Genomic DNA, 16,585 nt, shown 5'->3' with positions numbered 1-16,585 from the left:
CGACTACCGCCCCCTTCGCCCAGTAGCGTTCCAAGTGCCAGAACCCTTCGGCCCATCATATTCATATGTGACACTCACCCCAAGCTCGTCGACCATTCGGTTCATCGCCCCCCTGCACCGCGAACATGGGGGAAGTTGGCCGCTGATGGTAACATTCTCCCCTCGTTCAACTGGAATGAGACCGGAGTAGGGGTCATCCGGAATGGGGTTTCGACCTGCGGATGCACCGGACATCCGGGAAACGCGGTTCTCAGTGTGAGTCGCAGCCTGGGAGTTATAGCCCTTTCCCAACGATGCTTCTTCTGGAGTCATCTGACCACTACGGACGGAGTACTCGACACGAGGTCCCTCGGAATTCGAGACCGCGACATCGACGGTATGCCCTGGCCCGTCGTCACCGCAGTTGTGTACGAGTACCGGCTCGTCGCCGGCGAGTACATAGTACGTATGGATGTCCGCGACGGTGAGGTTGTAGACGGTCGCCGCCTGCGACCAGGTCCGGATCTCGAGGATCCGCACCACCTCGCCGCTGGAGGTCCTGAGCGACTGGCCGGCCTTCAGGTCGACCGCGTCGACCCACTTCTGCTGCTCGGGAAGCCAGAAAGGGTGCTTGTCGGTGGACGTCACGACGCCGGTCCGGTCGCCGCTGTCACCGTCGGTGTCGACGGTGATCTCGACGAGGTTCTTCGAGCCCTTGCCGATGATGGTGGCCACGACCGTCTTCGGCACGGTGTGGCCGGTCACGGGATCCGTCGCGAGGACCACGTCGCCCACGTCGACGTCGTCGATCCTCTTCTTCTCCCCGCTCGCGAGGACGACCAGAGCGCCGGGCACGAAGCTGTTGCAGCCCTTGCTCAGTGCTTTGACGAGCTTGGTGTTCTTGAACCAGTCCCGGATGCCGTCGACGAGCTTGGCACCGAGGTCCCAGATCTTCTGGCCGAGCTCGTACGCCTTCTTCCACTTCCACGGCGCGCCGTACTTGGAGGCGAGCTTGCCGGCCAGGCCGCCGACAAAGCTGCTGGCGATGTTGAGGACCGTCTCGCCGCACGCGCCGAGGTCGCCGGTGGTGAGGCAGTCCAGGGCCGCGGTGATGCCCAGCTCGTCCATGGCGACCTTGCCGAGCGCCTTCGCCGCGTTGATGAGCTGCTGCTTGGCATGCTCGGCCTTCGCCCGCGCCTCTTTCAGCCGCAGGTCCTCGGCCGGTGGCTGCGGCGTGGTCGGCGCTGCCGTCCGCAACGGGTTGCCGTAGCGGTCGTAGCCGGCCGCTCGCATCGCGATGACGTCCTCGTCCGGCAGGCGGGTACCGGTCGGGTCGCTGTAGGTCGCTGGGTTGTTGCGCCCGTACTGGTAGCCGTTGAACTGCGTCGGGTCGTCGGACACGAACACCGGATCCGGTGACATGAACCGGCCGAGCGTCGGGTCGTACTCGCGGGCGCCGAGCCGGGTCAGGCCGGTGACGGCGTCCTGCGTACCGCCGACGAAGCCCTTGTCCGCGGGCCAGCTCGACGGCGTGGTGCCGCGTGGCGCGCCGAACGGTGTCATCCGTCGACGGGTGATCGTGCCGGTCGTCGCGTCCACCACGGCGCTCTGGGTGCCCTGGTGATCGGAGGCGAGGAACTTCACCTCTCCCGCCTCGCGGACCGCCACGGTCTGCCCGCCGAACGAGTAGAACCGGGTCCCCCGCACCGTGTCGGTGGCGCGGTCGAGCTTCAGCTCGTGGTCGCCCATGTAGAGGGTGATGCTGTTGGCGTCCTTGCGCAGCAGCCGGGCCCCGTCGGCGTCGTACGTGTACTGCGCCGACGTGGATCCCTCGGTGACCGTGGCGAGGTGCCCTTCGGCATCCCAGGAGAGCGTCTGCTTCACGCCCACCCGGTCCCGCTCGATCGTGTTGCCGGCCTCGTCGTACTTGTAGGTGTGGAGCCGGTCGCCGCCCGCGGTGTGCTCGACGACGCCGGACAGGTCGTGCCCGCGCGCCGCGCCGGTCGGGTACTGGTAGTCGCGGACGACGTCCGCCGCGCCGTTTACGCCGTGGACCGTCTCCTTGCTGCGGCCGCCGGTCACGTCGTACTCGTAGCTGTGGTGGTACGGCGCGGGACCCGACACGCCCGTGACCTCCGGGCCGCCGGCGCACTCGTCGTCGGCAACCCGGTCGGTGGTCCAGGCCTGGGCCATCCGCCGTGACGCGTCGTAGTCGAAGCACTGGATGTCGCGCTGCCCGCCGGCCGGGGTGTCCTTGATGGACAGGACGTTGCCTGCCGGGTCATAGCTGTACCGCGCGTGGATGTCGATCGCCGCCGCGCCTTCCCGGTCGAGCCGGGAGCTGGACAGGCGCTTCGTGCCCTTCTCGTACGTCCAGGTCAGCCAGGCCTTCTTGGCCCCGGTGCTCAGCTCCACCTGCAGCAGGTCGCCGGTCTGGCCGTACTTGGCGTCGGTGACGACCGACGTCTGCCCGGCCAGCGTCTTCGGTCGCTGCAGGTCGTCGTATTTGTAGACGAGGCCCTCGGCCGGTAGCCCGCCGATGGCCGGCAGTCCCCGGCCCTGGAGCGAGCCGTCCCGGTTGTACGTGGTGGTGAACTCGTACTGTCCGGCCAGTTTCTCCATTCCGGACACCGATGGGATGGAGTAGACCACGGACTTGACCCGGTAGGCGTCGTCGAGGCTCTTGTAGACGACGCCGTACGTCTTACCGTCCACATACCGGGCCGCCGAGTAGAGCTGTCCCTTGGCGACGGTGTCGTAGCGCCAGTTGGCGAGCTTGGTACCGGTCGCGGCCGTGCCGGCGTACAGGTCGGTCTTGCGGCCGATCTTGTCGTAGACGGTGGTGAGCAGCTGGCCGCGCGCGTCGGTCGACGTCTCCTGCCGGTCCAGGTCGTCGTACGTGGAAGTGGTCGTGCCGGCGTCCGGATCGTTGGTGACCACCTTGCGGCCCCGGACGTCGTACTTCCAGCTCCACTGGTTGCCGGCCGGGTCGGTCAGCGTGGCCATCTGCCCGGCCGGCGTCCAGCTGTACGTGGTCTCCTCGTACTCGCCGGTCGGGCTGCCGCTCTTGTACCGGCGCAGCGCCGTGGTCCTGCCGCGCGCATCGATGATGGTGGTGGTGGCCACGCCGCCGGCCGGCGGGTCGACGTGCGTACGGTCGCCGCTGTAGGTGGTGGTGGTCCGCCAGCGCTCGTCGCCGGCGACGGCGAAGATCTCCGTTACCGGCCGGTCGGCGCCGTCGTACTCGTGGACGGTCTGCCCGTTGACGTCGCCGTTGTTGACCGTGAGCAGGATGTCACTCGGTGCGCCGGCGGCGTAATACGTGTCGTTGGTCTTCTTGATCTGGCCGGTCGGCGTGTAGAACGTGTCGGCGACCAGCCGGCCGCCCTCCGGCCCCTCGCTCTGCACCTGGCGCGGGCGCAGGTGGCCGTCGTAGAGCTCCCACTGCACACCGTACGTGCCGTCGTCGCGGATCTTCTCTGTCTTCACCGCGACCGGATCACCGGCGTTGCGCATCACGTACGTGTACTTGATGCTGGGCGTGACACCGCCGGACTTGGAGCGGTCCGGCAGCCACACGCTGACGAGCCGGCCCAGCGGGTCGTAGACCATGTCGCCGCGCTTGCTGTTCGGGTCGATCTGCGCGGTCGGCTGGCCCCAGGCCGGGGCGTACTCGGTGGTGGTCGTCCAGGCGCTGCCCATCGGGCCGGTCTCCACCTTCTTGGTGGTCAGCCCGTAGGTCTGGGTGTAGACGGTCGTGGTCGCCGACCCCTTGGCGTCCTTGACCGTCAGCGGCCGTCCCCACTCGTCGTAGGTCGTCTCCGCCGTGGCCACATAGCTCGCGGTGGTGCCGTTGTGGGCGGCGAGCTTCTCGGTACGGGTCGCGTCGCCCTTCGCCGGTGCGACGCCGTACGCCTGCCCGTCGTACCAGGACCGGGTGTCGCTGACCACCTGGGTGGCGCGGTCCGGCGTGCCGGCGCAGTTCACCGACACCGTCTCGGCCCGCTGCGGCAGCGACCAGATCCACTTCGCCGGGTTGTCGGCGTACTCGGTGCGGGTGCACAGGTCGTCCGCGGCGGTGCCGACGTCGCCCAGGTCGTCCGCGGCGATGAGCCGCCCGTGGGCGGTGTCGTAGGTGTTGACCATCTTGGTCTCGCGCCAGCCGCCGCTTGAGAGCGCGGTGAAGCTGCGCGTGGTACCGGGCTTGACGTACGTCGAGGTGATGGTGCCCCAGCTGCGGGCCTGCGAGCCGGTCTGGTGCCGCCACGGCACCGCGATCGACTTGGCGACCACGGCGTCGCCGTTGTAGGTGGTGGTCTCGAGCTCCTGCCCGGCGAAGTCGTCGAGGTCGGTGTGCACTCCGCCGGTCGAGTCGGTGACGGTCGCGTTCTGCGTGCCGCCGGACGGCAGGGGGTTGTCGTGCATGCCGCGGAAGAACGTGTGCTCGTCGCGGGTGGTCATGGTCTGGCCGTTGCCGCGGGTGACCCGGACCTTCCCGTAGCCGCGCCACTGCGACCAGGTCAGGTACTTCGTGTTGGTCAGCCCGTCCGGCTCGGCCTTGCGCCAGGCGGTGTCGCCCAGGTACTCGTACCGGGTCACCATGTCGTCGGCCTTCGTGGTGCGGTCGGTCTCGATGACCTCCGCGACCACGTACTTGTGGAACCAGTCGGTGACAGGGTCACCGCTGGACGGATTCCACATAACCGGGTAGCACCGCTTCGTCGACGCGCCGGGCTTCGGCAGGCTGTCCGCGGCACAGTCGACCGGGCCGTAGTTGACCTGGATGGTCGCGCCGGAATCGGTGTTGACCGCGGCCACCCGGAACCGGTTGAGCTGAGCGATGCTGTCGTTGGGCCGGTCGATGCGGTTGGGTAGCTGCCGGCCGACCAGTTCGACCGCCGGCATCGCGGACTCGCCGCCGACGTGACCCCTGTGCGTGATCTTGTTGAGCCACAGCGTCTTGCTGCCGTCGCCGTTGTCGGTGAACCAGTGGTCCAGCGTCCACGAGTCCACCGGCGCCCAAGCGCTCGCCTGCCGGATCTCGGTGGTGACCTTCGTCAGTCGCTTGCGGGTGAAGAACGACGGGGCCGCCTGGTCGAGCTTGCACTTGGTGTTCTCGGCGCAGAGGCGGTCGAACGGCACGTCTGGCCAGCTCGGCGCGGTGTCCTTGTTGAGGTCCTGCGGGTCGCAGTCCACGCTTCCGGAGGGCAGGCATCGTTCGGCCACGTCGAACCGGACCCGGGCCGGCGCGTCGGTGGTGTAGACAGCGTTGTGCCGCTCGCCGTAGTCGATCCTGGTGAGGTAGCCGCCCGCGTGGTACCTGGTGCCGTTGACGTCGGTCTTGGCGCTGCGGGCGTACCAGTTGTCCTCGCGCCCGTAGTAGTAGGACACGACGTTGTCGCGCACGTCTCGGACGTAGTCGAGGTTCCAGCGCCAGGCCTGCGTGCAGTACGCGTTCTCGAACGTGGCGTTGTAGCACGGCTCGTCGGCGTCGTCACCGAAGACCGGCAGCGACCAGGTGGAGTTGGTCTCCTCGTTGCCGCCGGCCCAGCCGGGCAGGCGGTTGAGGCCGAAGTAGTACTCGGTGCCGTCCGTCGTGGTGATCTTCCAGTGCTCGCCGTCGTTGTCGCCGTTGGCGGCTCCGGTGAGCGGCTCGATCTTCCAGTCCTGGTCGTTGTCCATCCGCCAGCGGCCGGACGCGTCCTTGATCAGCTCGCCGGAGCTGCCGGCCAGCATGATCGTGGCGTTGTCGTGGGACCAGCACATGTCGGCACTGCTGTCGTGGCCGTCCTCGGTGCAGGGCTTGTAGCGGCGCTCGATGTAGCCGGTCTCGTAGCTGAAGCCCTCGCCGATCCACGATCCCTGGTTGTTCGTCGCCGCCGTGCGGCCGTCGACGGTCTGCGACGAGTAGCCCAGCGTCACCTGCGGCAGCTGGCCACCGGGGACCGGCGGTACGCGCAGCGGGTACGACCAGTTGAACGCGCCCGACGACGGCGCGACGTTCCACTTCGACGACGGGGCCAGCTTGGTGGCGCCGTAGCTGCCCTGCGACGACGATTCCTCGGCGGCCATCGCAAAGACCGCGTCGCCGCCGCCGGCCGGCGGCGCGTCGACGTCGGCGCGCAGCACGTCAGCCTCGGTGTCGTTGACCGACGGAACCGGCGTCCACTTCGTACACCCAGGCTGGTTCGGCGTCGTCAGGGCGCAGTCGGGCAGCCGGACCAGCCGCAGCCGGGAGCCGAAGTCACCGCCGTACGCCTCGGCGAACTGCCGGTAGCTCAGGCTCACGTTCACCCGGCCGTTCGCGCTACCGGTGTCCGACCGGCGCAGCTTCAGCACCGGACCGTCGACCCGCGCGGCGGACGACGCCGAGCGGGGCAGCACCTCCACCCGTACCTTCGCCGGTACGTCGACGGCGCGGGCGGCGCTGTCGGCAGTAGGCGCGGGGGCACTGCCGCCCGGCGCGGCAACGGCACGGCTACCGGCCTCGGGGACCCGGACCCCGAGAGCGAGGCCACCCGCGGTGGTCGGGGTCTGCGCGGGCGCCGCGCCGGCCCTCGCCGCCTTCTTGTCGACGGTCACCTCGGCCGCGCCGGCCTTGGGCCACGCCACCGCCGCCGGCGCTTTGACCCTCGCCTTGACCGCCGGGTTTTCGAGCTTGGGCCGGCCGGTACCGTTGCGCCCCTTGACCGGTTCCTCGGTCTGCACCCCGGGTCGGCCCCGGCCATGGGTCGTTTGCCCGGGGGTGCAGGCCACCAGGAGGCTGGCCAGGAGCGCGAGGGCGGCGCCGAAGGCGACCGGCCGCCTGGCGGAACGGCGACGGGTACGCGTCGGAAGGACGACTGGCGAGAACATGTGCACTCCACCGGGCGAGGCGAATGGGGGTTGTCTTCGATTGGGGGGCGGCGGGGCGCTGGCCCCGCCGCCGCGCCCGTTACAGGTCGGGCAGCTCGACGATCTGGTTGAGTTGCTGGATGGTGGTGGGGTCGAGCACGCCGGAGTAGACGCGCACTTCGTCGATGGCGCCGGCGAACGGTTCCCGCCACTGCCCGTCGATGAATGCCCGGCCGACCTGCAGGCCACCGTTTGCGTCCCAGGGCGTGACGCGGGTGGCGCGGGCGGACTGGGCGAGCTGACCGTCGACGTAGAGCCGCAGCTCGCCGGTGAGCGCGTTGTAGGTCAGCGCCAGCAGCTGGCCTGACTGCTCACCGGTCGGCGGGGCCTGGTCGTCGACCGCCCGCGTCTCCACTGCGCCGACGGTGTCGGAGGCTGGCATAGCCAGCTCCCACCGGTTCGCGGCGTTGCGCCGGACGATGAAGCCGCTCGCCTGGTTGGTGCCCTTCTGGGACAGCATCGTCATGGCCGGGCCACCGGCGTCGGGTGAGGCTACCCGGGCCCGTACCGTCACCGTGAAGCTGCGATCGGTGTCGATGAGCGGCGCGGCGGTGGCGGCGTGGTCGTCAACTCCGTCGAGGCGTAGTTCGCCGTCGCCGACCATGGGCAATACCGGAGGATCGGCGAACAGGTCGGACACCGCGACGGTCGCACCGCCGCCGAGGGCCAGACCCTGGCCGCCGCCGACCTCCGGACTCACTCCGCCGGTCTGGGTGTTCAGCTGCCAGTACCCCCGCCGGGTCGGCTTGAGCTCGGCCAGCTTGGCGGCCTCGGCGGCGACGACCAGCCGGTTGAACATCGTGACTTCGGCGACGTCGCCGTCGAGGTAGTCGTAGTACCAGGCCTTGTCCAGGCTCTGGCCGATCTGGATCGCTCCGTGGGATGTCCAGGCCCCTCGCCGCGGCGCCGACGTCGTGGCCGTCCCGTTCACGTACAGCGTGATCTTCTGGGCCTTGGCGTCGTACACCGCGGTCAGGTGGGTCCAGACGCCCACCTGGGCGTCGACGTCGCTGGTGACTCTCCATTTGCCCAGCGTGTCGACGTCGTTTTTGGGCAGGCTGAAGAGCCACTTGGCTTCCGTGGCGTCGAAGCCGAGCGTGAAGCCCGGCTCGCCGGTGCCGTCCTGGGTCACCAGGGTCTGGTTGCGGTCGGCGCTTGCCAGGCGGACCCAGGCGGCGACGGCGAAGCTCTTCGCCGTGTCGATCAGGCCGGCCGTACCGGTCTGCAGGTAGGTGTCGCCGGTGCCGTCGAACCGGGCCGCCTTGTCCGACGGACCGCCGGGCCCGGGCACGCCGAACCTCACGTCACCGTGGACGGTGGCGGGCGCTACGCCGCGCTCGTCGGCGGCGGTCTTCGAGCCCGCACCGTCGCTGAGGTTCCACAGCGCCACCGGCGCCTTACCCGCGCCGACCCGGAACGCGCAGTTGGCGATCGCGCTGGCCTTGCCGGCCCGGTCGACGGCCTGCACCGTGACGAAGTTCGGCCCGTCCCGCTCGGCTAGCCATGTCACCTGGGCGGGCCCGCCCGCCGTCGCCGGCCGCACGACGTTGGACGGCGACGGATTGGTGTTGAAGCCGTAGCGGTACTCGACCACGTCGGTGGCGGCCGAGTCGAAGGTGAACGTGGTGTAGACGCCGACGCCGTCACGCCAGGTCGCGTCGGTGTAGGCGGCGCAGTCGACCAGCTCGTCGTCGAGGAACTCGGGCGAGCTGACCAATGGTGGCGTCGGTGTGGTGTTGTCGTAGACGAACTCGCACCGGCCACGTCCGCCGTCCGAGCTCCACGCCCCCCAAGCCGTGCCGTCGTACGCGCGCACGTCCCACGAGATGGTGACGTTTTGCGGGATGGTGGACGGGACCGTGTAGTCGAACCGGGAACCGCTGACCTTCCACGACGACTGCCACGTCACCGTCTGCAGCGACCCGCCGGGCGGGGTCCACTGGACCCGGAACTCGGCGATCAGGTCCTCGACGTCACCGGCCTCGGCGAGGTGGTCGGGGTCGTGGAGCACGGCGGACAGGCGGGGCGGAGTGTCCACATAGGGCGCACTCGCACCGGTGACACAGCTGCCGCCGGGCGACAGGGTCAGGTCCTGCCGGAGCGGCTGCCCCGGCGTGCGGTTCCAGTTGACCACCAGGATCGCGTTGTTGCAGAACCGCTTCCAGTACTGGTTGTTGCTCTCATTCGCCGCTTTGATGCCGAACGTGGTGGTGGTCCATCCACTCGCGGCGGCCAGGCGGGCCTCCGAGGTGGCGTCGAAGACAGAGTTGCGCGCCGACGAGGTACAGGCCTGCTCGGCGCCGAGGCTCTTCGTCTGGATGAGTCGCGACCAGGCCGGCATGTTGCCCCAGTTGGTGGCGCCGTTGATACCACCGCCCATGCCGTACAGCTGGATGTCGCGCGCGGTCGTGTTCCAGCCGCGGACCAGCGAGACCTGGAACTGTGCGCTGATGATGTCCTTGCCGGCGAGGTTGGTCGGCAGCGAGTACAACAGGCGCTTGATCTTCGATTGGTTGCAGGTCGAATCCGGCGGGCAGTAGCCGGCCCGCTCGTCGGTCTTGCCAGCGAAGTTCGGGTACTCCTCGGCCGGGTAGCCGGAGTCCACCATCGTCCAGAAACTCCGGGTGGAGGTGGTCCACACCGGGTCGATGAACAGCGGCAGGCGCGTCGATGAGTCGGCGAGCAGCGCCGCGTCAGTGGTCAGGCGCAGCGCACCGTCACCGGCGTGGACCTTCAGCTTCGCCTTGCGGGCCGTCTCCGGGGCGACCCGGCTCGGCTGGGCCGGTGACTTGCCCTGCTCGGCCGCCAGCCGCCGCTCCGCGGCCTCGTCACCGGCGTCCCACATCATCGGCTGCGGCGCCTCGAACACGCGCCCGCCGGTGGCCGTGTCGACCGCGGCCGTCCGGCCGTTGCCGGCGTCGCGCAGCGTCAGCCCACTCGTCTTGAGTCCCAGGGCCAGTTCGCGCAGCTCGGGCCGCTGCGTCGCCTCCCGCGTCTTGACGACCAGGACGTGGGAGAACGTCTCGACCCCGGCGTTGACGACCAGGTCGACACCGGGCAGCACCTCCGGGTAGGTGGCCGTGGCGCCGTCGAGTACCGGTGCAGGCAGCAGACCCGGCCAGGTGAGGCTCATCACCCGGCCGCCGCGCGTGGCGGTGACCAGCGGCCCGGAGCCGCCGCCGGACAGCCGCAGGCCGAAGGTCGCCGCGTTCGGCGTGACGCTGCCGTCGGGGTTGCGCACCAGCGTGGCGTCCGGCGTGACCCACTTGTTGTTCTTGACCGTACGGGCCGGCTGCTGGTGGATGTACTCGGTGTACGAGCCGTCCGGGTTGGCCCAGATGTCCTGCCGTTCACCGCGGAAGGCACCGATCTCGATCGGCCGGCCGACCGCCTTCGCCGTGGCCCGGGCCTCGGCCTCGGTCTGCTTCATGGTCTCCTGCTGGCCGACCCGCTGGTCCGGCCGGGCCGGGACGTCCGACCGCGCCGAGAGTCCGACGCCCATCGCCAGCACGGCCACCAGGCCGAGCCGGGTCATCAATTGCCGCCGCATCCGTGGCCCCATCCCCCGCCGTGTCGTGCCCGTCCGTACCGCTGTCGACTGCGTGGTCACCGCACTCACCCGACCTGCAGGCCGAAGGCCATCGCGTCGGCCGGGAAGCCACCCTCGCCGGGCGTCCAGGTCCGGGTCGGCGTGGCGCTACCCGCGGCCAGTGACGACCACGGGATGGCGTACACCGCCCGCTGGCCGTAGGGCGAGGCGACGAAGAGCTCGCCGGGTGTAGCGCTCAACGCCGACCCGATCAGCTCGAGCCGCCCCGGGTCGCGGGGAAGGCCGTCGTCGTCGCCGTACACGGAGGTGTCGACCAGCGCCGTCGTGGTGCCGGCGGCGAACACCCGTACCTGGCCGGCGTCCAGCACGTCACCCAGGTCCTCGCCGGGCGAGCCGACCGCGACGAGCAGGGTCTTCGCCGTCGGCGCCGCGGTCGGGTTCGTGTTGACCACCGCCACCTTCTGTCCGAACAGGTCGCCCGCCTCGTCGCCGCCGGAGATGCCGGGGGTGCCCTGCGTCACCATGGCCAGGTGGGTGACGGCGGTGTTGGTGACCCGGAACTGGTGCACCGAGCCGGCGTCCGCGATGCCGTTGGGGTCGTCACCCGGCACGCCGACCACGAGGATCGAATCGCCGGCCGGCCAGTACGGCGCCATCGCGACCGAAGCGCCGAACAGGTCGCCGGCCTCGGCGACATCCGGCACGCCGGGCGAGTCCTGGTCGATGCAGCCGGCCGCGACCGGCAGGGCGGTGCCGACGGGATGGACGAACGCGCACACCGACCCGGCGTAGGAGGTACCCGGGGCGGAACTCTCGCCCGGCTGGCTCACCGCGAAGTGCGAGCCGGTGGCAGCCATCGCCGACCCGAAGCGGTCATCGGCCTCGACCGGGCCGGCGCCGACCTGGCTCTGGTCGAACATGAGCTTCTGCGTGCCGCGGAAGTAGTGCACCACCCCGGCCTCGTTCTGACCGTTGATCTCCTCACCGGGCGCGCCGACGATGAGGAACGGTTCACCGCGGGTCGTCTCGCCGGCCGCCAACGCGTAGCCGAACCAGTCGAACGAGTCGGGGCTGCCGGGCACGCCGTTGCGGCCCTGGGCGTACAGGATCGCAGCCGGGCCCTTGCCCAACCCGGCCGGCGATCCGAACAGGACGAACACCTCACCGGCGTCCATCACGCCGTCGACGTCCCGGTTCGGCGCCCCCACCGCCACGTCGGCGCAGCCGTCGCGGTTGGCGTCGTAGACGGCCATGGACTGGCCGAACCGGTCGTCCGACTCCGCGTCCCCAGGGATCTCCGGCAGGTCCTGGTGGACCGTCGTGACCGCCCCGCCGGCGCCGTCGACGACGTACAGCGCACCGGCGTCGTAGTTGTCGTTGACCCTGGCCCGCGGGTCGGCGATGGCGACGTCGCGGACGCCGTCGCCGTTGATGTCGCCGGCCACGCCCTTCTCGCAGCCGGGCACGGGCGGTGCGGTGAGGTAGACGGAGAACTCGCACGGCGCCGTCGCGGTGGTCGCCGTGCCGTCGTCGGCCAGCACCCGCCACGAGTATCTGCCGCCCTCTGCCAGGTCGCCCGGGGCGAACGTGTGGGACGTGGACGCGCCGGAGGCGACCGACGTCTTGACCGCGGTGCCCAGCGGCGCGTCGGCACCGACGGTGCGCCACTCGAAGGTGACCGTCATGGCCGAGCCCTCGCCGTCGGACACCGTCGCCGACAGCGTCGGGGTCAGGGTCTGCAGGCCTGGTCGGCTGTTGCCGGTGACGCAGGTCGTCGCCGGAGTGGTGGAGCGCGCCGTCACCGTCGGGTAGGCGTTGTAAGTGACGTCGACGTACGGCCGGTGGGCGGTGTTCGACGTCCAGTTCAGGGAACGGACCTGCTTCCAACCCATCGACGGATCGGTCGTCTCGTCCGAGGCCCGCAGACCCATGTGCGCGGTGTTGTCACCGGCGTCCGCGGCGAGCTGGAAGAACCTGGTCGCCGGGCCTTGGATCCAGTTGTCGTCGCACGTCGAGTCGAAGCCGCGGGTCTCGGTGGAGGTCCCGGCCGGCTGGTCACCTGGCGTCTGCGGATCGGCGTCGTACCAGACCGGTTGGCTGTCCCACCGGGTACTCGTCGACGCCGGGCCGGTGCGCCAGATCTCCCACGGTGCGGGGGTACAGCTGACCGAGTAGAAGTTGAAGAAGTGCACCGACGCCGACACGATCTGCTTGCCCACGAACGTGCTCGCCGGCCAGTCGACGAACGCGCGCGCGACCCGCAGGTCGCTGCCTCGGCTCCGGCCGAACCACAGGTCGCCCTGCGTCGACATGTCGGTGGTGGTGCCCTGGGCGACCGTGGTGGAGAACGTCGAGGCCGCACCGTTGAGCACCGGGTCGACGATGACCGGGAACTGCGTCTTCGGGTCGAGCATCCACGCCGTGTCGGGCGTGAGCGACAGCAGGCCGCCGACGCCCGGGGCGATCCGGGCCGCGTCCTGCTCGACCGTCACCGGCACACGCTTGGTCCGCACCGGCATGCCCGGCACCGCCGGGTCGACGGTCGAGTCCCACATGACCGGCACCGGCACCCGAGCCAGCACCGCACCGGCGGCGCTGCGCAGCGAGACACCGCCGTCCGGCTCGACCCGCCGCTCGACGGCGCCGTCGGCGCGCACCGGCACCGTCAACCTCCCGATGTGCGCGACGGCGGCCCGGTGCTTGACGACGAAGAACTGCTCCACGCCCTCGGACGTCGACTGCAGGACCAGGTCGACCCCGGGCCACACCTCCGGGTACGTCGCCCGAGGCCCGTCCAGTACCGGCGCCGGCAACGGGCCCGCCCACTCGAACGCCGCGCGGCCGCCAGGCGTCGTGATCGACGCGATTTCGTGCGTACCGTTCGGCTTGCTACCGGCGAGGACGAGGTCGCGGGGGTGTGCCTTGGGTGCGATCCGCCCGTCGGAGCGCACGACGAGCGTGTGGTCGACGTCGACCCAGGCTCCGTCGCGCTTGAACCGCTCGACGGCGGGCGACACCCGAGCCTGGAATCCGCCGCCGGGCAGGGCCCAGACCAGCGTCTGCTCGGTGGTGAGCTCGTCGACGGGGACGCGCTGCCCGGACCGCTTCGCCAGGATGGCGGCCTGCTTCTCCGCCGGGGAGAGGTCGGTCCGCTTGGCGTCCGCCGCCGGAGCGGCCGCGGCGGCGCGCCCCTCACCCGGGTCCGCGACCGACGGGCCGCCCCACACGGCCGCCGACATCGCCATCGTGGCGGTCAGCGCCCCGGCGACTCGGGCACGACGCCGGCCCTCGAATCGTGCTCTGATCCACTTCGCCGACCAGCATTGCGCCCGCATCGATCCCCTCCCCAGGCAAGATCATTGGCGGGGGAACGGTATGGCGCACGGGTGGAAGGAGTCAACGCGTCGGCGACCCACCCGTTGATCACCGCCCGTAAGCTATGCAGATAAATCTATGGATGGCCCCCCGGTCGGCTGATAATTAATAACCGTTCGGCCGACCGCACAGCGCGACTGTCCAGTGTGTCCATGACCGGGGACCGCATCCTGAATGCCATGCCGCATCGCAGCGCCCGAACCGGCCCTGATCGTCGTTGATGGCTGATCGTCGTTGTGGCGCTGATCCAACCGGCGGAGCGCTGGTCTTCCATTGTGGACGATGAGATCATCGCCGGATGGGCGCCCGACTCGCTGCGGCAGACAGCTGCCCATCATGCTCTACGGCCGGCTCACCCTCACTAACCAGAACGGCTTCCTCATGGTGTGGGACTTCTCCCGACCGGACACCTCGGAAGCGTTCGCGGCCAACCTGCACCGAACGACCGGGCCCCCTGCCGTTCATGGGCGACAAGGGGAACCGCCCGTGCCCACCACGGACAACACCATTGTGGGACGGACTCACAGGGGCATGCCGCCACAGGTAGCGACTTCGCCAGCCGGAGATCATTCGGAACACGCGGCACAGGCGGAACAGCCGTCACCGGCGAGCCCCACGGCGGAACACCATCCGGTCGCGGCAGCGCTTGACCACGTCGTCGGCGGCCCGGTCGTGCCGGCCGTCAGCCGCTCGACCGGGCGAACAGTGCATTGACCTCCGGGTACGTCAAAGCCTGCTCCATCGAGCCGTACGCCCCCGTGTCCAGCAGTTCGCGGGCGGCGCGGTCGGCCAGCCCGTACGCCGCCTGGGCGATCGCCGTACCGACGCTGATGCGCCGCACCCCAACGGCGGTGAACTCGGCGACGCTCGGTCCGCCCGGACCGGCCATCGCGTTGACCGGCAATGGAACGGCGGCGGTCAACGCCGCAAGGACATCGAGGTCGAGCAGGCCGGGCACGAACAGGCAGTCCGCCCCCGCCTTGGCGTAGCTCTCCGCACGGGCCACCACGTCGTCCATGCGGCCCGCCGCCTCGCCGATCTGCAGGAGATACACGTCGGTCCGCGCGTTGATGACGAAGTCGGGCACGCCCGCCGCGTCCGCGGCCTCCCGCCCTGCCCGGATCCGCGCCGCCTGCTGCTGAGGCGACAGCAGCGCCCCGTCGGTGGCCCGCGAGTCCTCGAGGTTGATGCCCACGGCGCCGGCTTCGATCGTCGCCCGGACGGTCTGCGCGACGTCCTCGGGCTCGGGACCGTAACCGCCCTCCACGTCCGCGGTCACCGGTACGTCAACCGCCGCCGAGATGCGGCGCACCGCTTCGACCATCTGCGCACGGGTCAACCCCTCGCCGTCCGAGCGCCCCAGCGACCAGGCCACGCCGCCGCTGGTTGTCGCGATCGCGGCAGCACCCGCTCGTACGATCACGGCCGCACTCGCGGCGTCCCAAGCGTTCGGCAATACCAGAATCGGGGCATTGCTCAACTCACGGAACCGACGTGCCTTCGCGTTCAGCGCTGCACTGGTCATACCGTCACTCCTCAGGTGGCGTAGTAGTGGTGCCCACGTCGTTGGTTCGTCTGCGTGCTGCCGCTTCATCGGCTCGTCCGTGGTGCCGGACGGCGCTGCCGCACCGGTCGGCGCCGCCGCGGACGGCTACAGAGAGAGGGTCAGCTGCTCCGAAGCGGGCCGCTCAGCGTCGGCATGGTCGCGGCGGGTGCGGCCTCGACGACGGGAGCGAGCCCGGCACCTCCGACATGGGCACCACCGGGCACCCCCAGAGTGCCCGACAACCGGGCGGTATCGGCGGTGAATCCGGCGGCTCGCAGCACGCCGTCTGCCACAACGATGCTGTGCGGCCCGATCGGCGTCTCGATCGTCTCGCAGGCCATCCAGCCGATTTCCGCATCGCCCTGTTCCGACACCCGCATTCGCACCGGATCAGTATTCGGCCCCGAGCGAAGCTCGGCTGGCGGTAATCGGACGTAACCGTTAAGGGCCGCGCCATGCGAGCGGGTGGTCTCGGGATAGTTACCGGTCCGCGGCCCTCGCCGCGTCCGCGACGATCCGCGCCACCTCGGCCCGCAGCCGGGCCGAATCGGATCCATCCAACGTGGACACATTCCGGGCTGCCGCGCCGCCGACGGCGTAGAAGCGTGCGCCCGGGAACCGCCCGGCGATCGTCGGTACGGCCGCGATGGGCCCCTCCCCCGCGACGAAGACGAGGTCGCAACGGCCCTGCGCGAGGCTTGCGAGGAAGGGCGCGGCGTTGTCCGCGGTCTGCGGTCCCACCACGGCCAGGTACTGCACCTTCGCCCGGGTGGCCCGGGACGCTTCCTGCATCCCACCCCAGACCGGACCGGCGGCGGGCTCGGCGATTCCCCGCGCCCCGGCCAGAAGGCACGCCGTGAACTCCAGGTACTGCCGGGCGCGGGGCGGCGGTTCGGTGGGCCACAGCGCCCACACGCCCAACAGCGCCACCACGCAGACCCCACCGGCCACCGGCCAGCGGTGCCGGCGTATGGCGCTCCGTAGCTGGGCCCACCGCGCCGCGATCCCGTCCCGCTTCGCCATCACGCCCCACTCCGGACCTCGCGGCGCGCCCGGCCGCGTTCAGCGACGATAGCGCGACCGCCACGCCGGCGGTACCCGGCCGACCGGCTACGTCGAATTTGCGTGCTGCGGCAACGGATTGCGCATTATCCACATCGGACTTTCGGCTCGCCGACGCACCATCCTTTCGGCTCATGCTTACCACCGTCGATATATGAAACCCTCTTGCTCAAACAGTC

General features: G+C 70.3%; 6 protein-coding genes. All 6 read right to left on the bottom strand.

Annotation, left to right across the window (positions count from 1 at the left end):
* Positions 1–3 precede the first annotated feature (3 nt).
* Positions 4–6,834, bottom strand: coding sequence for a polymorphic toxin-type HINT domain-containing protein (locus Pme01_RS14315; protein WP_168117763.1), 6,831 nt, complete (start codon positions 6,832–6,834; stop codon positions 4–6).
* Positions 6,835–6,913: 79 nt separating this feature from the next.
* Positions 6,914–10,423, bottom strand: coding sequence for a LamG domain-containing protein (locus Pme01_RS14310; protein ID WP_168117764.1), 3,510 nt, complete (start codon positions 10,421–10,423; stop codon positions 6,914–6,916).
* 65 nt (positions 10,424–10,488) lie between these two features.
* Entirely contained in the window at positions 10,489–13,758 is a 3,270-nt protein-coding gene (locus Pme01_RS14305) for a hypothetical protein (protein WP_168117765.1), read from the bottom strand.
* Positions 13,759–14,480: 722 nt separating this feature from the next.
* Positions 14,481–15,323, bottom strand: coding sequence for an isocitrate lyase/PEP mutase family protein (locus Pme01_RS14300; RefSeq protein ID WP_168117766.1), 843 nt, complete (start codon positions 15,321–15,323; stop codon positions 14,481–14,483).
* Between the two features lie 140 nt (positions 15,324–15,463).
* On the bottom strand, positions 15,464–15,730 hold the full coding sequence (locus tag Pme01_RS14295) for a hypothetical protein (RefSeq protein WP_168117767.1): 267 nt from the start codon (positions 15,728–15,730) through the stop codon (positions 15,464–15,466).
* 94 nt (positions 15,731–15,824) lie between these two features.
* Positions 15,825–16,370 (bottom strand): BMP family ABC transporter substrate-binding protein, encoded by a 546-nt coding sequence (locus tag Pme01_RS14290; RefSeq protein ID WP_168117768.1) that lies wholly within the window; start codon positions 16,368–16,370, stop codon positions 15,825–15,827.
* Between the last annotated feature and the right edge of the window lie 215 nt (positions 16,371–16,585).

Source organism: Planosporangium mesophilum, from assembly GCF_016863255.1.
Taxonomy (GTDB): Bacteria; Actinomycetota; Actinomycetes; order Mycobacteriales; family Micromonosporaceae; genus Planosporangium; species Planosporangium mesophilum.
This window is presented reverse-complemented; position numbering and strand designations above follow the sequence as displayed.